The 21,426-nt window shown below is 47.4% G+C and carries 16 protein-coding genes; 2 read left to right on the plus strand and 14 right to left on the minus strand.

Going from position 1 to position 21,426, the window contains the following annotated elements; genetic code table 11:
• Positions 1–1,890, minus strand: coding sequence for a S9 family peptidase (locus LKO28_RS07175; protein WP_227694044.1), 1,890 nt, complete (start codon positions 1,888–1,890; stop codon positions 1–3).
• Positions 1,891–2,000: 110 nt separating this feature from the next.
• Here LKO28_RS07175 and LKO28_RS07180 point away from each other — a divergent pair, with 110 nt between their 5' ends.
• A complete protein-coding gene (locus LKO28_RS07180) occupies positions 2,001–2,291 on the plus strand; it encodes a DUF4286 family protein (RefSeq protein ID WP_227694045.1) in 291 nt (96 codons plus the stop codon).
• A gap of 9 nt (positions 2,292–2,300) precedes the next feature.
• On the opposite strand, the gene LKO28_RS07185 is transcribed toward LKO28_RS07180, so the two are convergent.
• The 6 genes from LKO28_RS07185 to LKO28_RS07210 form a co-directional block, all read right to left on the minus strand.
• Positions 2,301–2,576, minus strand: coding sequence for a hypothetical protein (locus tag LKO28_RS07185; RefSeq protein WP_227694047.1), 276 nt, complete (start codon positions 2,574–2,576; stop codon positions 2,301–2,303).
• 44 nt (positions 2,577–2,620) lie between these two features.
• Complete coding sequence (locus LKO28_RS07190) at positions 2,621–4,066, minus strand: NAD-dependent succinate-semialdehyde dehydrogenase (protein WP_227694049.1); 1,446 nt, start codon at positions 4,064–4,066, stop codon at positions 2,621–2,623.
• A gap of 90 nt (positions 4,067–4,156) precedes the next feature.
• Complete coding sequence (locus LKO28_RS07195; RefSeq protein WP_227694050.1) at positions 4,157–4,852, minus strand: RluA family pseudouridine synthase; 696 nt, start codon at positions 4,850–4,852, stop codon at positions 4,157–4,159.
• A gap of 9 nt (positions 4,853–4,861) precedes the next feature.
• Positions 4,862–5,857, minus strand: a complete 996-nt coding sequence (locus tag LKO28_RS07200) for an MlaD family protein (RefSeq protein ID WP_227694052.1) — start codon at positions 5,855–5,857, stop codon at positions 4,862–4,864.
• 6 nt (positions 5,858–5,863) lie between these two features.
• Entirely contained in the window at positions 5,864–6,637 is a 774-nt protein-coding gene (locus tag LKO28_RS07205; protein WP_227694054.1) for an ABC transporter ATP-binding protein, read from the minus strand.
• 6 nt (positions 6,638–6,643) lie between these two features.
• Positions 6,644–7,402, minus strand: a complete 759-nt coding sequence (locus LKO28_RS07210) for an MlaE family ABC transporter permease (protein ID WP_227694056.1) — start codon at positions 7,400–7,402, stop codon at positions 6,644–6,646.
• 88 nt (positions 7,403–7,490) lie between these two features.
• Here LKO28_RS07210 and LKO28_RS07215 point away from each other — a divergent pair, with 88 nt between their 5' ends.
• Entirely contained in the window at positions 7,491–8,891 is a 1,401-nt protein-coding gene (locus LKO28_RS07215) for a DUF6600 domain-containing protein (RefSeq protein WP_227694058.1), read from the plus strand.
• Positions 8,892–8,962: 71 nt separating this feature from the next.
• On the opposite strand, the gene LKO28_RS07220 is transcribed toward LKO28_RS07215, so the two are convergent.
• The 7 genes from LKO28_RS07220 to LKO28_RS07250 form a co-directional block, all read right to left on the minus strand.
• A complete protein-coding gene (locus LKO28_RS07220; protein ID WP_227694060.1) occupies positions 8,963–12,139 on the minus strand; it encodes an efflux RND transporter permease subunit in 3,177 nt (1,058 codons plus the stop codon).
• 4 nt (positions 12,140–12,143) lie between these two features.
• Positions 12,144–13,628 carry a TolC family protein gene (locus LKO28_RS07225; protein ID WP_227694062.1) on the minus strand — a complete coding sequence of 495 codons (1,485 nt, stop codon included), beginning with the start codon at positions 13,626–13,628 and terminating at the stop codon, positions 12,144–12,146.
• A complete protein-coding gene (locus LKO28_RS07230; protein ID WP_227694064.1) occupies positions 13,625–16,720 on the minus strand; it encodes an efflux RND transporter permease subunit in 3,096 nt (1,031 codons plus the stop codon). Before LKO28_RS07230 ends, LKO28_RS07225 begins: the two co-directional genes overlap by 4 nt.
• 2 nt (positions 16,721–16,722) lie before the next feature.
• Positions 16,723–17,805, minus strand: coding sequence for an efflux RND transporter periplasmic adaptor subunit (locus LKO28_RS07235; RefSeq protein ID WP_227694066.1), 1,083 nt, complete (start codon positions 17,803–17,805; stop codon positions 16,723–16,725).
• The gene (locus tag LKO28_RS07240) at positions 17,762–19,672 is read right to left on the minus strand and encodes an O-antigen ligase family protein (protein WP_227694067.1); all 1,911 of its coding nucleotides are present in this window, start codon (positions 19,670–19,672) and stop codon (positions 17,762–17,764) included. The genes LKO28_RS07235 and LKO28_RS07240 overlap by 44 nt, the downstream gene beginning before the upstream one ends.
• A gap of 117 nt (positions 19,673–19,789) precedes the next feature.
• Positions 19,790–20,638: a signal peptidase I gene (gene lepB / locus LKO28_RS07245; protein ID WP_227694069.1), complete on the minus strand. Its 849-nt coding sequence runs from the start codon at positions 20,636–20,638 to the stop codon at positions 19,790–19,792.
• A 394-nt stretch (positions 20,639–21,032) separates the two neighbouring features.
• Positions 21,033–21,404 (minus strand): hypothetical protein, encoded by a 372-nt coding sequence (locus LKO28_RS07250; RefSeq protein WP_227694366.1) that lies wholly within the window; start codon positions 21,402–21,404, stop codon positions 21,033–21,035.
• Between the last annotated feature and the right edge of the window lie 22 nt (positions 21,405–21,426).

Here is a 21,426-nt window from a genome sequence, read left to right on the forward strand (position 1 = left end):
TTACAGATACTTGCTCAAGAAAGCCTCAACTTCCTGATAATAGTTTATAATATTCTCTTCATTTTTAAACCGTCTTCCCTCCTCTTCTCGGTATATATACTTGATCGGCACATTATTGTTTTTCAATTTCTGAACAAATTGATTGGCATCCGTCAACGAACTAAACCTATCTCTTCCTCCCTGTGCAAACAGCACGGGAATCTTCACCTTATCAGCATGAAAAACAGGCGAAATAGCTTTAAACATTTCGTATTCGGTGTTCGGGTTACCGATGATATTGTAAAATAAACGGACATATTGTTGATGATGCGGCGGAATCTCCCTAAAATAGGTAAACAGGTTGGTATATCCCGACATCGCCACCGCACATTTATAGAACGAAGAGTTATAGGTCGCCGCATGCAATGCCGCATAACCGCCAAACCCATTTCCCATAATGGCCACCCGATTTTTATCCACAATCCCTTGGTGTATCAACCACGTCACCCCATCAATCATGTCAGCCTGTATTTTACCGCCCCACTCTTTGAAACCCGCCGCCCAGAATTTCTTGCCGTAGCCTGCCGATCCCCTATAATTCAACTGAAACACCAGATAACCTCGGTTAGCCAGAAACTGTGCTTCCGCATCGAAATCCATCGCATCGCGCCGATGTGGCCCATCATGCACCAAGACCACTACCGGCAGCCCCTCGCGTTGGCCTGTTAGCGGATAGGTGAGATAACCGTGCAAAGTAAGCCCATCCCGACTCTGAAAACCTACCGCCTCTTTCGGGGATAAGGCCAGGTCAGCCAGTTTTGGATTGATTTCTTCCAACAAAGTAGCCGCATCTCGTTCCGCATCATAATGATAAATTCCTCCTGCCCGCACATCGGTATATACCTTCACAATCCAATGCCGCATAGCTTTGTCCGTGTCGAGGACATCCACCGATTGGTTATCGAACTTAATCGATAACTGTTCGAAATAACGCTGCACCGTCTGGTTGAAGAAATGCCTTTTCACCTTATTGATCGTATACTGGCTATAAATAAGTTCCTGCAGATCGTCGGCATATCCCGCCGCTTCCAGATCAACCTGCGGATTTTCGAACAGGATCCGCTCCTCTTCACCCGTCGACACATTATATTCCACTAAGGATAACTTATCCCGATTCAGATTAGACAGCGCATAGACATGCGTATGAGATCCCTTCACAAAACCCAGCGGCCGAATCGAAGTCTGGTAATCGGTATTTGCGATCTCTTGAAAAGGCATATGCTCTTCCGCTCTGTACAGGATACTCTCCTGCACGCTATCGTTCGTCATCGCCAGCCGCACCTTTCCATCCGGCGATGCATACCATTTCGAAATATTTCCCGGATTTCGCGTCAACAATTCAGGGGTCGTGCCGTCCACGAATATCTTGTACAGGTCAAAGGCAGTCGAATCCCGGTCGTTCAGTGTCGCCAATAAATAATTCCCGTGCAGCGCATGCGGCGCCAACCACCGTAAGCGGGCCATCTTCACCGGCAAAATAGCCGTTGTTTTTTCCGAATCGACCTGTATACTAAAGATACGCAAACTATCTTGCGGCGAATGGCTATTAGAAAATACAATTAAAGAATCCGACGCCCAGAAGAAATACTGGACATTCATATCAGACTGATAAGTAAGTTGCTTTGATTTTTTTTTGTCCTGCAGATCCAGCACAAAGATATTTTTACAATGGTCGTCTATTCCTAGATACGCTATTCGGCCACCATCGGGGGATATTTTGAAGTTACTCTTTTCCGGCTTTACAAAAAAATCTTCTACCGGGATCAATTCCTTTGCACCTTGTTTATTCCCACAGGAAACGGAAGCCATACAAAAACACACCGCAAATACCCAAAGCAAACATCTAAACATATTCCAATCCTATTGAATTCAAATATTACTATTTTTTGATAAAATATCGTATATGCAACCTTATTTTTACAAGGTCATCGCTATTTCGCAGTTGATTCCTATCTTTGCGCATGATCTTATATAACGTATCTATCATTGTTGAAGAAAACAACCACCTTTCGGTTCTGGAATGGCTCAAATCCCATTTGCGTGCAAGCAGCCATGAAACGGTTTTGTTAAAAATGTTGGACTCTCCACACGAAGGACACACGTATTGCGTACAATATCAAGCCGCAGACCGCGACCTTATCGCCAAATTTCAGGAAGAAGTAGTGACCGAATTACAGCACTATCTCACGAACAATCACGCTGAAAAAGCTTTTATTTTTGAAAGCCAAATGCAGCACCTATCGTTAACCTAACGGTTTCCGTTAGATTTGCTCGCTGAAGGGGGAAACTTTTTGCGATTTATTTTTACGGTATTTTTTATACCATAATATGCCAATCCCTATAGCAATCAAATAGGGAATCGCCAGCAAAAAAAGGATACCGTCATTGAGCCCTTTTCCTTGCGTATTCCCGTGGGCAGCACTGTTTTCCGCATTTAAGGAACACATCGCGCATTGCGCCGATACCTCCGTAAAACATAAGATACCTAGCACGGCGACTATCGCTACCACTAGAAGAGGTGTCCGTTTCGAAATCATGCACAAAATTACTTATTTATTTTTGGATTGCGTAATCCCCGGCCTTAGCTCCCGGCTAGACCAAAATTGATGTATTTCACTTCTAGGTATTCCTCCAAACCAACGCGCCCGCCTTCCCGGCCTATACCCGACTCTTTGATACCTCCAAAGGGTGCACCAGCAAAAGAAATCCGGCCTTCGTTCACGCCTACCATGCCCGCTTCTATGGCCTCCGCCACTCGCCAGCAACGCCGAACATCATTACTATAAAAATACGCAACCAGCCCAAATTCCGTATCGTTGGCCATCCGGATAGCCTCCTCTTCGGTCTTAAACCGAAACAACGAAGCTACCGGACCAAAAGTTTCTTCTCGAGCGATCAATGCATCCGCCGGCACATCCGCCAACACGGTCGGTTCATAATACAGATCCTTGATTACCTTTCCACCAGTCAGCACTCGTGCCCCTTTATCCACCGCATCTGCAATATGCTTTTCCACCTTATCACGTCCTTTTCTATTGATCAACGGACCGATCTGCACCCCATCGTCGAGGCCGTTCCCCACCTTCAAGGAGGCGACCGCTGTCGTCAACCGCGATGCAAATGCATCAAAAACAACATCGGCTACCAAGAACCGGTTTACCGCCACACAAGTTTGCCCTGCATTCCGGAACTTAGCAAACATCGCCCCCTCCACTGCCGCGTCCAAATCCGCATCCTCAAACACGATAAAAGGCGCATTACCCCCCAATTCCAACGATAGCTTTTTCACTTGAGTTGCGGACTGTTTCATCAACAGCTTCCCGACCGCTGTCGATCCTGTAAACGACAACTTCCTGATCAAGGGATGCGTACTTAGCTCATACCCCATCGCGGACGCATCCGTGCCCGTAACAACGTGAAACACCCCGACCGGCCAGCCCGCTCTTTCAGCGAGTATAGCAAGCGCTAATGATGTCAGTGGTGTCTGCGAGGCGGGGCGGAGTATCACCGGACAACCCGCGGCAATAGCAGGGGCTACTTTCCTGGTCACCATAGCCAACGGAAAGTTCCACGGCGCTATAGCCGCTACCACACCGACCCCCTGCTTGATCGTCACGATACGGTTCGCCTGCGTGGCAGCCGGCACCGTCTCTCCGTAAGCACGTTTGCTCTCTTCTGCGAACCATAGCACAAACGAAGCCCCATAATCCACTTCTCCCAAACTATCCGTCAACGACTTTCCCGATTCCAACGTAATAATCTCCGCCAGCTCCCGCTTATGGGCAAGCATAAGTTTATACCAGTCTTCCAACATTTCCGCACGTTCCGCAACATCGCTCTTCTTAAAAGACACCCAGCTGTGATGCGCTGCTTCCACCGCCTCCCGAACCTGGGGTATCGTTAAATTAGCGACCTTTTGCACCACGCCACCCGTCGCAGGATTGACCACATCAAACGTTTCCGTCCCACTTATCCACTGACCATTTATAAAAGCCTTTCCCGTTATCAATTCTTTAGTACACATCATATGAGTAGATTTTGATCCGTTTCTATTAAAACCCGAGGATGGCGTGATTTGTTTAAAACAAATCCAACCGAATAGGCACCGGACGATTGATTAGCGTTTCAGCAGCGCATTAAACCGCTCCCAAAAACCATCTATAGGCAATGTAGCAGTCAGCGTCAGCCCTTCATTCTTTATAGGGTGGGTAAATTCGAGCGAACGCGCGTGCAGACAGATGGTCCGGCGCAAACTCCCCCGCGGATAACCATACTTATTATCTCCCACAATCGGACAACCCATATACGCCAACTGTGCCCGAATCTGGTGTGTACGCCCCGTTACAGGCGACACCTTCAACAAATAATATCCGTCCAAGATGCCCAGAATCTCATAATCCAGCTGTGCAAAACTCCCCCCTTTCACCTCGCGATCATACGCTTTGGTAATCATCTTCTTGCGGTCACGCAGCAACCAGTTCTGCAAAGTATCCCGCTCCTTTGGCGGGCGGTTGCGCACGACAGCTAAATATGTCTTGGCTACTTTTCGGTCATGAAACAAGCGGTTCATCCGATCCAGCCCCTTGCTGGTCTTCGCAAAAAGAATCATTCCACTGACCGGTCGGTCCAACCGATGGATAACCCCCACAAAAGCACCATTAGGTTTCTGATATTTAGCCGTCAGATAAGTATTGACCATATCTTCCAATGATCTATCTCCCGTATCGTCAACCTGCACAATATCCCCCGCACGCTTGTTTATGGCAATATAGTGGTTGTCCTCGTAGATGACATCCTTATCCGTTATATCCATCCGAAATGATTATTCTGCCGCTGCTTCTGCTGCCGCTTTTTCTTGTTCCTTCTGCTGTTTTCTGAAATAACCTCTGAACAGGAAGTTACTTTGTAAAGCTTTCATATTCTCATCCAGCTTTTCCGTACTTCCGTTCAGATTACGCAAAATCTGGCGAATTTCTTCCGCAGCCTCCGGATCGTTGGTCAATACCCCGATCGCATTATCTTTGTCATTTAAGCGTGCAGAGGTCGCGTTCAAATTATCCATAAGCGCCGAAGCAGAGGTCGTCACGCCCTGTAGTTGGGCTGCAGACTCCCGCAAGCTGGCAAACACAGCGGTATCCGTCGTCAAGTCGTGAATTAACCCTTGATTACTGTTTAGCTTGTTCATCAATACCGCTAAATTTCCCGAAGCCTTATGCACATCCGTCATCACCTTATTCAACGAGCTGACTGAATTTTTTAACGAAAGCGCAATGGTAGAGTCCGTCATCAAAGCACCCACGGCGCCTTTACCTTCTACCATCTGTTGCGAGAGTATCGCAAAGTTCTTTGTGATTTCCACCAAGTTTTCGTTATTCGTCTGCAAAGTTGCAAACATGGCATCCGTGTCTGTACCCGCTACCGACTTGATAACATGCCCGTCCTGTATTGGTGGCGCCTGATCCGACCCCCCTACCAAGTTCACGATGGCGTTGCCGATCAGTCCATCGGAACCCAACTTCGCCACAATATCCTCTCGGATAAACTGACTTGATTTTTCTTCAATATGCATCACCACCTTCACGTCGTCAATACTTTGGAAGGTTATTTCTTTAACAATCCCCACTTTCACACCCGAAAACCAGACATTATTACCCACCTTCAAACCTTTCACATCATGAAAATAGGTGGTCACTACCAAATTCTTACTAAATTTATTTTGTTGCGTACCCAACACCAGAATACCAGCTACCAAAATAATCAAACCAATCAGGACAAATAATCCAACCGTAAGCGATCGCTTCCTTTCGTTTGTACTCATATATCTTTAAACAATAAAATTATAATCATAAAAAGGTTTCACCCGTTCATCCTCCGTATCAAAAATCTCCTCGAACGTACCCTGTCTTTCGAATTTACCATCCAACAGCATCACGATCCTGTCCCCGACCATTTTTGCACAGGCTAGATCATGCGTAATAATGATGGATGAAGTTTGGTATTGCTCCTGTACCTGATTGATCAGCGAATTGATTTCTAAACAAGTCAATGGATCCAATCCGGCAGTAGGCTCATCATATAACATAATATCCGGCCGCAAAATCAACGTACGTGCAATACCGATACGCTTCCGTTGTCCGCCTGATAGCTCAGACGGCATCTGATTAATTGCCTGTGCTAAACCCACACCTTCTAACACTTCTTCCACTTCTTTATTGATTTCGGCCCGCGTCAGGTTACGTTTGTTTCTAACCAACGGAAACTCCAGATTTTCCCGCACCGTCATACTATCATATAAGGCGCTATTCTGAAAAGAAAACCCAATACGTTGGCGTAAGGTACGCAAGGCACGTTCGTCCAGCTCATTTACCACCTCGTTCAGCACATGGACACTTCCTTGGTCCGGCTTCAACAAACCTGATATCAGCTTAATCAACACCGATTTTCCAGTTCCAGAACGCCCTAATACTACCAGGTTTTCCCCATTGAACAGCTGGAGGTTTACATTCCGCAACACATGGAGGTCACCAAATGATTTACTTACTCCATCTACATGGATAACTACCTCGTCCCGCTTAATATGTACCTTCTTTTTTTCCATATCCGTTTAGCCGATGAGAGAAAGCAATTGAACAATGAGCAATTCTTCAATAAAAACAAGGAACATAGACGATACCACCGCCGCATTGGCCGCTTTACCCACACCCTCCGTGCCTTTAGAAGAATAATATCCTACATACGTACTCGCAAATCCGATCGTAAAGCCAAACACCACTGCCCGGAGCACCATCGCAAAAATATCTTTTGCCGCAATGGCTTCAAACACCTGCGTAAAAAATGCTAAAATGCTAATATCGTCTTTCGCTGATATACTGAGGTATCCGCCCAACAGCCCAATACCAGCCACATAAAAACACAACACCGGAATCATCGTTGTCGTAGCGATAATACGAGTAGAGATTAAAAATTTTGTAGGATTTGTGCCCGAGACCTCCATCGCATCGATCTGCTCGGTTACATTCATGGAGCTCAGTTCCGCACCAATCTGCGAACCCACTTTTCCAGAGGCGATCAGTGCCGTCACCAAGGGAGCCAGCGCCCGCACAATCGCGATCGATATTAATGCCGGCAACCAAGATGTCGCACCAAATTCCTCCAAAGAAGGGCGAGACTGTTTGGTAAACACAAAGCCCACGATAAATCCGGTCAAACTGATTAATGGGAACGATTTCCATCCGATCTCATAACACTGTCGGATAATCTCTTTAAATTCATAAGGAGGAGAGACCGCTTCCCGTAGGAAACTCATCATGAAGCGATGAATTCTGGCGAACTCGATAAGTAGTTTTTCTATTTTACTTCCCATTCCAAAAAATCATCCGACAAATGTACAAACTTTTATTTTTAGTAAAAAGCTACATTCCATAAGCGCTTACCCATGCCTCATTAAACCTTTGGTCTTCGTATACAGTCATAACAATAAAGTAACGAAGAAGGTTTTACGATTAAAGACGAAGAACATGAAAAGCACGAAAACCCACACCCTGTTGATAGCACTATTCGCATTTGTATGTAGTGTCTTCGCCCATAAACAAGTGTTTGCGCAACCGCAAGTCGCTGTTTCCTTTGATTTATTTTATAACGAATTATCTCCCTACGGACATTGGGATCGCCATGACAGTTACGGCGACATCTGGTTTCCGCGGGCAGAAGCGAATTTCCGTCCCTACGGTACCAACGGCTATTGGGCCATGACAGAATATGGCAATACATGGGTATCCGAATACGACTGGGGCTGGGCGCCGTTCCATTACGGTCGATGGGTATACACCAACCATCGCGGCTGGGGATGGATTCCCGGTTACGAGTGGGGACCCGCATGGGTAGACTGGCGGAGTGGTGGCGGCTATTACGGCTGGGCCCCGATGGCTCCCGCAGTAGGCCTAACGGTTTCCGTTGGCCTGCCCATTAACCTGTGGGTCTTTTTACCGACGCGTCGTATATACGACCGGCATATCCACAGGCATTGGAGCCACGGTCACCGCAACATCTACAACCGGACCACGATCATTAATAACACCTATATCGTGAACAACAATCGCTATTATGGCGGGCCGGCTCGTCGCGATATCGAGCGCCACATCGGCCGCCGTGTCGCTGTCCGTAACATCCGGACGACCGATCGCCCGGGACGTTCAAAAGTAGACAACCGCTCGGTATCCATTTACCGTCCGGATAGAGCAGCAAACACACGCAGCAATCAAAAAGCAACGCGCGTCACCGAGGCAAACCGTCGTCCGAGTGCGACAACCAACCGCGCGAACAACAGCAGGCCAGAGCGTTATATTGGAAATAACCCCAGCCGCGCGAACGAAAGTCGGGCTACACGGAACAACACAACGCCGAACCGGACGCAAAATCAGCGTGCGACACCGAATAACGGCAATCGTCCGAACACCGGTAACCGCGAAGCCAGAGCGACGCAACGCAATCAGCGTGCTACGCAACCACGGAGCCCGCAATCGAGTAGCCGAACTGCACAACAACGCAGTGAGGCAAACCGTCGACCAGCTGCGCAACCGCAGCAAAATAATCGCGGTAATGTACAGCGTACAGCGCCGAGCCGTTCGCAGTCACCTGCCCGCAGCAGTCGACCGGCGCGCCAGAGCGCACCGACAGGCAATGTGTATCAAACCAGCCAACGGAGCAGCTCGCCCGCACGGGTCAACCAGTCGCGCAGCAACACCTCCAATAGTTCACGTGTACAGCGCAGTAGTAGCTCTTCCCGCAGTAGCGGAACAGCGTCGCGCAGCGGAAACAACAATCGTTCATCGTCAGCACGCGGCAGTAGATAAGCTAAAGAATTTCTATTTATATTGAAGCAACGCCTCCTGTTTCCTTTCGTGAAACAGGAGGCTTCTTTTTGCTAGGATACTCTCTTCCCTTTAGCTACGCCCATGCTTAGCGGCAAAACTAAAAGCGTCGCCAAGGTGGAGATGGTCAATCCGCCCATCGTCCCCACTGCCAGGGGGAACCAAAAAGCCTCTTTCTCGGCTCCGATCAGAAAAGGAATAAAGCCTAGGATAGTTGACAAAACCGTCAACAAAATCGGACGTATTTTTGCTTGACATGCCTTTAAATACGCTCGCAAAGGCCTTATGAGCGGTCGTGCCTTCCGGATATTACTATACTCCTCCACGATATAGATATTCGCATTGATCGTCAGTGCAGACAAGAGTACAAAGGAAGCATATCCCCCCTGATCAAACTCGATGGAAAACAAATAGAACGCGAGAAATATCCCGATGAAGGATAAAGGAATGACGAATAAAATATACAAAGGCTTTTTAAAAGAATTGAACAAGATCGAACACACGAGATAAATCACCACAAATACATAGCCCAACAATAGATAATCCGTTTGTTTCTTATCCGACCTGGAACGCGGATTCGCATCCTTAATGCTATAACCCAGCGGCAAGCTTTCCTCAAATTCCGTAATATACATTTCCTGGACCCGCCTCCCCTGTTCATGCGCACCGATATACTCGTATTGCAAGCATAAACGGTATTGCTGGTCAACCTTTCCGACCTCCTTCGGTGCCTGCGATTTCTCCATGCTTGCCAATTCCCCTAGCTTATAGGTGTTATTATTAACCCGCATCGGGACGTTTAACATGTCCCATATCCCATAATTGTCCATTTGTTTCGCGTGCAAATAAACCCTTTCCGTTCCTGCTGGCGTCGGGAGACTTCCCGCATTTATCCGGTTGCCGAGCAGGGTATGCAATTGTTCATATAATTGATAGGGCTGTATGTTTTCTGCGATCAGCCGGTCATTTCTCAATACAAACGCATATTCCTCATAATCATCCTTGAACCAGCTGAACTCAGCATTCACGAATACCTCTTTAATACGTCGATGCTCCAATAATTTTTCTTTGAACCGCTCCGCCCAATACAACAACTCATCATAATTATAACCAAACATCTCTACCCGGTAGGAGCCCGCCCCTTCCCGCACATCATTACTAAAACCATCTCCCAACCCTTGTACGGTCCAACTTCCCCCACCGAGTTGCAGCGATTTAGTAATCAGTTGCGATTTTAGCCGATACGGAAAGCCGCCTTGGGCATGCTCGGGCACAAATTGTATACGGATGCTGGCTTGCTGCGCATGATATATATCGGTCTGAAACTGCCTTACCTCCGGAAATTGGCTAATATAGCTTTCCATCTGCTGGATCAGCCCGTTCATCTCCTCGATCGTGGAATTACTTGGCAGCGACGCATTCACCTGCAAGCTCGTTTCCTCACGCTGCGCGAAGTAGGTACCATGCTTTACTTTTTGCACAAACAAACGCAAAGTTCCACCCAGCGCCGGGTTAACATAAGGAGCTATATCTTCTTTATAGCGCTCACTTCCTAAGGTTCGGTTATACCATTCCCCCCAGTTCGAATCCGCTTCAATACGTTCAGGAAGGAGAAAGACAGGCAACCCAAAAGCCAAGATTAGACCTGTCGTCACGATAAATCGCCAGCGGTACAAAAAGCGACATAGCATCGCATAATACCGATAAAAATACACCGTCATGCGCAGTCTCCTTCGCTGGCGGCGCCTATAACGCACACTACGTTTCTCCCGCAATGCCTGCAACCTCAGCTTTTCCACGAGCGCCGGCACCAAAAATAGCGCAACAAATAAGGACATGCCGAGGTTAATCATCATCACCATCGCAAAATCCAGCAAGTTCAGACGGACGCGTTCGTCCATGAGAAAAACGACCGATAAGGTTCCGATAGTCGTTAACGTTGCTGCCATAATCGACAAAAACGCCCGCCGGTTATTTTTGCGCACGAGGTGTTCCGCCATTACGATGGTATTATCGATCACCAATGTCAGTGAAATGGTGATACCCGCCAACGAATATAGCTGGATCTCCAGATCCAGCATATAGTAAAGTATAACCGCTATGGCTAGATTACTGAACAGCGACACTACCGTCAATACCATGTACTTTAAATTCCGATAGGTCAACATCATAAACAGCAACAAGATGAACAAGGTTAAGCCCGTTCTGAAATATATTTTATCCAGTTCCGTTCCGATAAACTCGGTAGCATCGTAATTGAGGTGTAGTTCATACCCTGGCGGGAAAGTTTCCTTTATCGCAGCAAGCTTCCGTTTAATTTCCTTACCCAGCGCCAACTGGTTACTCCATTCATCCGCCATCACCGTCAAGTAGATCGAGTTCAGCCCATTAATACGAAAATAACGCTGTACCTGATCTTCCACACGCTCCGCCCGCAGCAATTTTGCAAGCGGTATGATCGTCCCGTCACCGCGTTGCACCCCTGTCTGCTCCAAAATATCCCCAAGCGACTCCTGTTGTGAGCGAGCCGTAACCTGGATCCATTCCTGCCTTTTATCAGGAGTTTCCACAGGAGCTATATCCAGAAACTCCAAACGCGTAGCGTCCGCCAACGTTCGCTGTATTTCCCGTACCGTCACCCCATACTTTGTCAGCACATCCGCATCGTACTCCAAGCGCCATACCCAAGGCACGGCACCCTGCACCACTACCTGAGACACCCCCTCCATCAGCCCAAGCTGTGGTTTGATACTCGTCTCGACGTATTCCTGTATTTCGTAAGGCGTTATCGGCGCATTCACCGTATAAGTGACTAGCGGTTTATTCGCGTCATTGTCGGCCCGGCGCTGAGCGATCGTGGGGTACGAAACATTTTCCGGCAGCATGCTCCAGGTCTGCCGGATCACGGTCGATATCTCAAAGCGCGCCAGATCGATGTCCTTGTGCTTATTAAAGGCTATCTCGATACGTCCCCAGCCATTACCCGATTTCGAACTGATTTTGCGAATACCCGCTATACGGTTCAGCATCGCTTCCAAGCGCGAAGTCGCTTCAATCTCAACCGCCCGCGGCGAACTACCAAACATGGAGAAGCTTACGGTGATATGCGGCAAGGTTTGAGACGGAGCTAGTTTTATCGGCAGCAAGGGAATCAAAGCCAATCCGATCAACGACAGGCAAGCGAAGACCAAAATAATAGCGAACGACGATATTTTACGAGTCCCTACCATGCGCTTATCGATGCAACTGATCAAAAAGATAGGAAAGCGATTCGCCCGTGTTAAAATCAAATAACGTCAGTTTCCGAATCCGGAAATAGCATTTCCAGTAATTTTTCAACGAGGCAATATAGTTCTTCTGCGCCTCCTTCTGCCGGTTAAGCGATAAGGTTAAGCTATTGATATCCGATTTGCCGATCATAAAGCGTTGCTTTGTAGCCTGAAAAGCCGCCACCGCAAGCTCCAGCGCTTCTTCCGCACTGTTTACCATGTCCTGCTGCACCCCAAAATCACTTACGGTTACGATAATATCCTGCTCCAGGCTCTGTTCGCGTTGCTGCGTAGATATTTTTGCCACATTCAAGTTATTGCGCGCCATATTGACCTTACCTTTCCGCACCCCCCAGTCCAGAATAGGAATCGTCAAGCCCACGCTCACCAAATTCTGTTGCAAGGGGTTCCGATAAGCTCCGGCAAAGGTCGGATCCACTTGGTTAAATCCCGCGCTGGCCGACAGGCTTGCCTGGAAGGCCGCCTCGCGCTTCGTACGTTCCACCTCCCGCTCGGCCTCCATAATTTCCTGTTGGTTAGCCAGGTAATCGGGGTTATTCTTTGCAGCCAGGAGCAGCGCCTGTTCCACGGGGATATCAATATGCAGCGGCCTTTGCGGCAAAACCACTGCCAGCTGATCTCCCCCGCCTATATTTAAGTAGTTCCCCAAACTGAAGGTCGCCCGTTGCAACTCAATTTCACTGTTCTTTAAGGTATTCCGGGCATTTACCGCATCCAGTTTTAGGGTCAGCATATCCGCCTGCGCGATCGCCGCAATCTTAAATCGCTCCTGTCCCATCAGGAACAAGGTATCCGAAGAGTTCACATTATCCCGAGCCATATCAAATTCCGCCTGTGCCAGTGCCAGTCCAAAGAAAAGCTCAATAACATCTTCCGCTATCCCTTCCTTTTCATATAAATATTGCTTTTTCGCCTTTTCATAACGCAGCGGCTCCACTTTCTTCTCCCATTTAAACGCATTGAAACCTATCAAGCGCTGAATATAGCCTACCCGCAGCGGCACGCTCGAATACTGTGAAAAAGCTGCATGCCCAAAATTCCGAAAGTACCCCAGTTCCGAATCGATAAAGAACGTACCTCCCGTCAGATCGAGGTTCTGGTTAATCGAGACATTTCCAGACGTGTAGAAAGATTGCTGAACCCGATACACATCAATGTTATTATCCGGATCGTACCGTTTAGTAAATTCCCTGTTATACTGCACCGGCACCAGATTCAGGTTTAGTGACGGTAGGCGAGCCGCTTTAAACGAGCGGTACTGCCAGTAGTTCGCCATATATAAGTTTTTCAGCCGAAACGACTGCAGGGAACTGTCACTTGCCATATCGATACTCTCCTGCAAAGTCAGCTGACGTAATTTGCCGGACTGCGCCTTTGCCAGCCCTATCCCACCAATCAAGATGAACAACACAAAAAAATACTGCTTCATAGATTTACATTTTTAACCCGCTGCTTACGGTACACCAACCAATACACCAAAGGCACCACAAAAAGACTGATCGGTGTGCCGATCAACATCCCGCCGATTGTAGCCACCGCCAGCGGCTTTTCCAGTTCCGATCCCATATCGTTGCTAAACAGCAGGGGCAGCATACAGACAATAGAGGTCATGCTTGTCATCAGAATGGCGTTGAGCCTCCTGCGCCCCGCCTCGTGGATCGCGGTGAGCAGATCCACCCCCTGCCGACGAAGCTGGTTCATGATATCCAATTTCAAAATACTGTCGTTAATGATAATACCGCTGGTTACAATGATGCCGATGGCCGACATGAGGTTGAGGCTATAGCCAAAAAGCATCAACAACCCCAAAGCTGCGGCAATCGCAATTGGGATTTCCAGTAGTACAATCAGCGGCTGCACAAAGCTTTCAAACTGCGCCGCCAAAATAAAATACATCAACATAATAGACACCAGCAAGATGAGCAGAAGCTCGTCCAGCATCTGCTGGTTAAAGAAAAACGCGCCCGAAAAGTCGATATCCCGTTCATTGTTGGGCTTAATCTGCCCGCGCAACTGTTGCCATGTTTCCTCCGGGTACGTCAGATCATACAATTCGAACGGGATAAACTCCCCGTTCCTTCCCGCGCTGATGTATTTCATCCCCGCTGTTTCCTGAACATGTACAAACTCCTTGAGCGGGATAGCTCGCGGCTCTCCATCGCGCTGCGTTGCCGGCACTTGAAGCAACGTATGTTGTATCGATTCGCGCACATGACTGCGCTCCTGCCCAAGCATCACCGGCAGGTATTGCTGGTAAGACCGCAATGTCGTCACCTCCTCCGTTTTCAGGTTTGTTTTTAAAGCCTGGTTCACCAGTTGGTAAGGAACCTGGTATAACAACAGCTTTTCCTGATCGATCCGTATATCCAACTGCTTTTGAAAAGGCACGCTTCGGGGAAGCTCGCCTGTGATCGCCTGGACACGTTGCTGCCAGACCCGTATCGAGTCCTGTCCCGGCATCTCCCGTTGGTTTCTCGGGTAATATTCCAAGCGGAGATCCGGTTCGGCCGTCGAAAATATACGTTCAAATACCGTCCCTGTCGGGGCAAAGGTCAGTATCGCTTTCGGAAACGTCCCCGCCAGATAAGCTGCCACACTGTCCCGCAGCCCGGCAAGCCCCGCTTGATCCGCAACCGCCATATATAATTCACATTCTGATACCGTCAATTCCCGTTCGCGGTTCAATAAAAATTGCTGCTGCCCGATCAAGGCCGAGGAGGCGATAAGCTGCGGTTTCATATATGCCAGCAGCGCCTGTGATCGTTTCTGGTTCTCCTCCAAGTGAATATTCTCATTCCATTCGATCTGCACGACGATTTCATGCTGGCTGATCTCCGGCATTTTTTCCTTTCGAATCACGAAAAACATCCAAACACTTACCGGAAATATGATTAAGATCAGCAGCACGGTAATGACCTTGTGCGAAAAAACCCAATCCGCTACACGGTGGTATATACGCTCCGGCAACGGCGGTCTTTTCAGGGCAGCTATGACAGGGGAAGCAGCCCGCTTTCTCCCGGGCAAACGAATGCTATAAATCAGCTTATACAATACCGGGAGAAGCAAGATGCCCGTCAAATAGGACACCAGCAGACCTATCGCTACCGAAAAAGCCTGATCAAAAAATAAGGCACCGGCAATACCACTCATAAAGATCAACGGCACAAAAACCGCTATCGTGGTAAAAGACGAACTCAGCATGGGGCTGATCACCTCGTTCGTTCCCTTTATACACGCCTCGTCAATAGATTTCCCCTTTAGCCGGTACTGCCCGATATTGTCCGTTACAATGATTGAATTGTCAATCATCATCCCCAGCGCAAGCACCAAACCGGTAAGCGACACCATATTGAGGGAAACATTGCATAAATAAAAGAACAACAAACTAATGATCAAGGAAACGAACATACTCAATCCGATAATCAACGGCGAGCGGGCATCCCGCATAAAAAACACCGAAACCAGGCACACAAAAATAAAGGCTAGCACGAGGTTCTGCTGCAGATTCGAAATTGTATAATCCAGCAGTTCCGTTTGGTTTTGCGTCGTCGAAAACGAGATTTCCGGATAAGCCCGCTTTAAGCTCGCAATTGTCCTGTCCAAAGCCCCCTGCAAATCCGCCATATTCTCATCGCCCTGCTTGATGATGCCCATACTCACGGCACGCTGCCCATTATAGAGCGCAATTCCCTTCTCTTGTTGGGCGACCATCTCCATATCAGCCAAATCCCGCAGCTGAAAAATCCGACCATTCTTGCGTATATAGAGTTCCTTAATATCCTCCAGCGTCCGGATAACCGCCGAAAACGTAATGTTATAGGCATAATGACCATCCTTCACCAAGGTAGCGCCCGGCTCGATATTATTATCCTGCAACGTAGCGGCGATATCCGATAAGGTAATGCCGGTAACCGCCAACATCTCTTGCCGAGGCGAAATCAGCAACTGTTTATCCGTCAATCCGGTAATATCCACCATGGCCACCTCCGGTAGCTGTTCAATCCGTTTTTTGATCACCGTGTTTGCCAGCTCGCTCAGCACCAAAAAGTCCTGCCTGCGATCCTTTTGGCCCACTGCCTCTTCCTCCCCGGCTAGCGTCAGGTGGAGCAAAAACACCGGAATATCCGTAGCGCTCGCTTTCACCACACGTGGCCTTTCCACTTCTTTAGGGATATGGTTCATAGCAGCGTCGATCTTCTCGTTGACCTCAATGAACGCCAGATCCGTATCCTCTCCATACGCAAAGTTCAGCCGGATAATAGCATGCCCGTTGTGCGCCTCACTATGGATATCACGGACATGCGCCACCTGTAACAACTGGCGCCTTATAGGCGATACCACATTATTTTCCAGTGCTTGGGCCGACATGTTCTTGCCCGACACCTGCACCGTAATCTCCGGAATCGGGATATCCGGCAACAGGGAAATAGGAATATGCAAATACGTAATAACCCCCAGGATAAAAAATGCCAGGAAGGCCATAAAAACAGCTATCGGTCTTTGGATAAGGTATTTGATCATCACTATTGCACTTTATCCAATACCTTTATCGGCGTCTCATGGGCCAGGTTTAGATTACCCTCGTAGATTACACTATCGCCCGCATGCAATCCGTCGGTTATTACATAACCACTGGCGTTTTCCAAACCCGTTTCCACATAATTCCATAAGGCCTGACTGTTTTTGGCTGTAAAAACTACCTTCCTATTATTGCGCAGTACGAGTGCCTCTTTCGGCACAATGAGCTGCTTCCCAGCAGCGCGTTGCACCCGAACCCGGATGTTCATACCTTCGTATAACCCAGTGGCAGCCCCCTGTATCCGCGCTTTCACCTTGACCATCCCATGCTCATCCACTAGGGGGTTAATCTCCTCAATTACCGCCGTGGCTTGGTAATTTTGGATCGAAAAAGGAGAAAGCTCCACACGATCCCCCTGCCGGATTAGCGGAAGCTCCGTCTCCAGCACCGAGAATTGCGCATCCATCCCGTCATTAGCGATGACAGTACAAAACGGCTCGTTACCCGGTGGCATATTATATTTCTTTGCCGAAAGATTAGCAATGATGCCGTCGTAGGGCGCATAAAGCACCGAATGGGACAAACTATATTTAGCTAAATCATACTGAATAAGACTATACGCATAATTACTTTTAATCTTCGCGATCTTCATCGTTTCCTGCGGTACCTTGAGCGAGTCGGCCAAGGTATACCCCTGGCTGATCAGTACGTCTTGCAATTCCAGTTTCGCCTTCTCTAGGTTATCGGCGGCCTGTTGGAGCGTATTTTCCAATTTAAACTGCGCCAGTTGTGCGATTTTTTGCCCTTTCCGCACCCGCTGTCCATTTTTGACGAAAATATCTTCCACCATCCCCGTCTCCTCAAACCGCAAATCGGCCCTTTGCGCTGCCACCACCGTACCATTAGAAATGAGCTCATGGTGAAAGGTCTGCTCCTGCAGTACCATTGTCCGGACCGCGGCTACCTCGCCGGGTGGCAATGCCTGCACATGTTCATCCGCTTGCTGCTCCTCCGCAGCGCCGCCGCATGCCGCACACAGCACACTAATAAACCAATATTGGGCCCAATAGCTTTTTAATATCCTCATTCTTTTTTTTGCTTTCCTTTTTACCTTGATCGATATATTTCTGCATTTCTGCTTTCATTTCTTTAGTAGCCGGAGAAGGAATTTTCACTTCCGTCTTTACAACCTTTACGGCTAGGTCATACGCTTTCTCATATTCCTCCATCTCATCATATAGCTTCGCCAACAAATAAAATGGATAGAGACGATTAGGTACCAAGTTCGCCGCGTAGCGGTAATGGTTTTCTGCGAAGTGGTATTTTTTTTCTTCCTGTCGATTCCGCCCCGCCAAAACCCAGAACATCGGATCCGCACTGACGTGCGTACCCGCGAAGAGCACCTTCGTGCTCTCCTCAAACTCCTCTATCATCCGTAAGCTACGTCCGTATTCAAATAGAAAATGAGGTTGGTCCTTCAATAGCGGATATAACGGCTTATAGTGCGCTACCACCTTCTCATAGCTACCTGTTTGGTAATAGATCTGCGCCTGGTTCCAGGCTTGATGAGCCTGGAAGACCGGATAACGTTTATATAGTGTCTGAGCGAAATAAAGCGTAGAAAGTAGTAGGACGGCCAGCACCGTATACTTGTTCCACCGCGCCCGCACCCTAATATCGATGGGGTCCGTCCAGATGTACGCAAATTGAAAGCGGTGCCAGATACAATTCGTCAGAAAAAAGATGAGCAAGATCAGAAAAGGAATTAAACGAAAGGGATACGAAAAAAAGGCAAACACCAAGACACCCGCTAGGCCGCCCACCGCCATAAAACGTCGATAGCGGATACCCGTTACAAAGGCAAACAGCAAAACAAATAAGAACAATGCCAGCGAAAGATACCCTTGCTCGAATCCGAGCTGCAAGAAATCATTAAAAGCATATTCCGGCGAACCCGTTAACCACCGTTCCCTATCCGTTCCTTGTCCCCATTTAAAATACGTCTGCTGTGCGTCGCCATACTTACCCCCAAACGCTCCCATTCCTCTCCCTACCCAGCTGTCTGCCCCTTTTACCGTTATTTTCCAGATCAACATGCGCCCATCAGCCGAATCTTTCTTAAGATGATAAAGACCGGCCGCTGCTACACTCGCAATGATCAACAATACAATGCCGATTCCGATCAACCGACCAATGCTTTTAGAATACTTCCCCTTCGGTCTCCAAAAGCAACTGAAATATCCACCACACACGGCTAGGCAACCAACAGCCGCAGCCAGCCAAGCAGCACGGCTCATGGTGGCCGGCAAAATTAAGGCGATACACACAAAGGTCAACAACGCGATGCCCCAACGAATTTTCAAAAAGCCCGTATTACGTCGTCTACGCTTCGCAAATGCCGATCTATCCCAAAGCAAATAATAAAACGCGACGGGTAGGATAACAGCCAAAAATCCGGCATACGGCCCTGGATTGAAGAACGAACCCGTCACCCGAAATAATGCATGTTGCGAGCGCGCTATGCCGTACAACTGCAACAAACCCCAAACGGCCTCTATACAACCGACCAACATTAACACAAGCAGTAGCATACGGCGGTGCATCGGACGTTGTGCTAAAAAAATACGGAAACAGAAGTACACTCCGCCCAGCACAATAAAAATAGCCATGGTATTATTAACCGCTAGAAAGTGGAGGTACGATAAGCTGAAAGCAATCGCCAGCCACACCAATATGAGATAGTCCACAATATGGAAACTGACCCGCCTACCATTGTTCCAAAACGACAGGCCCGCTGCTAGCGGTAAAAGCGGCATCACGATATATAAACCTATATGCTTACCTATTCCAGTATTCGTCTGCCAATCGTCTGCAATAAGTGCATTACCTAACAAGGCTATAAACGGTAGCAGACAAACATAATCGATCCAACGTATTCGGGGGTATCCAATCATCGCACTATAGATTTAAATAATTTTTCTTATTCGGTTCGCCATAAAACAAATAAAGCAAAGCGGGACGATTTTAGGAAAAAAATGGGCAACTCAATTCTGACTCAATTCTATCAGCCATCATTCTACCGCCTTAAAAAAACGCTCAAATCGGTAGGTCTGCCTACCCGGTTCTTTGGACTTCCAGATATAAGCTACCTTGCCCACTATATGGTCTTCCGGTAATAAGCCCCAATAACGAGAGTCTTTAGAATCGGTGGCCCGATCGCCCGCCATAAAATAATAGTTTAACTTAAATCGGTAATGCCTAATCACCTTCCCGTTCAGGAAAAATGATCCTTCTGTTTCATTCAATTTCCCTCCGGTCTCATATTCGATTAACGGACGATAAAGGTGTATATTAATTGCATCCAATGATACCGTATCGCCTCGCCCAGGGATATAGATCGGTCCGAAATTGTCGATTGTCCAGCCGAGTTCTTTGAACCTTCCTGGAATACGATATTCTGGTGGCATATCCTGAAACCGGAAGCTGCTCTCAACCAACTTATCGTTAATGTGGTTCACCTGTCCGTTTATATAATAGATTCCACCATCTATACGTAAACTATCGCCCGGCATACCCACACAACGCTTCACATAATAAGCGTTCCAGTTCTGGATAATCTCCCGAGATTTGTAGTAAGGGTCGTTAAAAACCAACACCTCATTTCGCTTGATGGGCCGGTGGCCGGTCAACCGATAAGGACGACCCGCTTTATTATCTCCCATAAAATCTATCCGCGGACCGGGAATCAACTTGTTTACTACAATAAAATCACCAGCGTACAAGGTAGGTTCCATCGAGAAAGAGGGGATCTTAAAGGAAGCAAAAACAAGAATACGAAGGGTTACCACGATCACCACCGTCACGATAGCCGCCAGCGCGATGCTAAAGATATCGCGTTTATTATTTGTGGTTCTTTTCATATTGGTTAGACTATACTTTTTTACTTCCTGTCATAGAAGACAAATAAAGCAAAGAACCCCGATTTGCGAAAAGAAATAGACAACTCAATTCTGACTCAATTCTGTCGCAGTTAAATTGCTCTCTACAGAAAGCATTTTTTAGTGTTTTTTGCTTTCTGTAGAGAGCAAAATCCCCTTTATTTGAAATAACATCTAAAAATAGCCGTAAGTGTGTAATAAACTTTATACTTTTTCCAGAATAAAATTCCCGTCAATCCCCAATTTGCATCCAGTTCGTATACGTCCTCAATCGGTAAGAACTCTCGCTAATCGTATCGTTCCGGGCGATATACGCCAGGCCAAGTCCCATTACCAATGGAATTTTGATCCTGCTAACGACCTCCCGCGACAACCATTATTGTCTTGGTATGAGTTTACTTTTAATTAACGCATAAAGATCTTTATCATAATCAATAATGTAATTTTCATTCTCAGTGATTAGAAACAAACAGGTATCTTTCTTACTTATAACTCTAACTAGCTGATTATTTTTCAGCTCAAACAGCCCCTTTTTATTTTCACCAAGTTGAAACCCTTCAACCTTCTTTAGAAATTTAGGTTTTGGGATTTTTTTCACTTCAACGATATCTGTGTAGTACAATGTTTCTCCATAAGGGCCCTCAATCTTCAAATATTCAGCATTCGTATCGATATTGGCCGGCTTAATTCCGATATAGATACTAAACGCAACAGCAATAATTGTCGTTCCGCCTATGAACAAGACCATCGAAGTACTTTTATTTGATTTA

The sequence above is a fragment of the Sphingobacterium sp. FBM7-1 genome (assembly GCF_020687765.1).
In the GTDB taxonomy this organism is placed as follows: Bacteria; Bacteroidota; Bacteroidia; order Sphingobacteriales; family Sphingobacteriaceae; genus Sphingobacterium.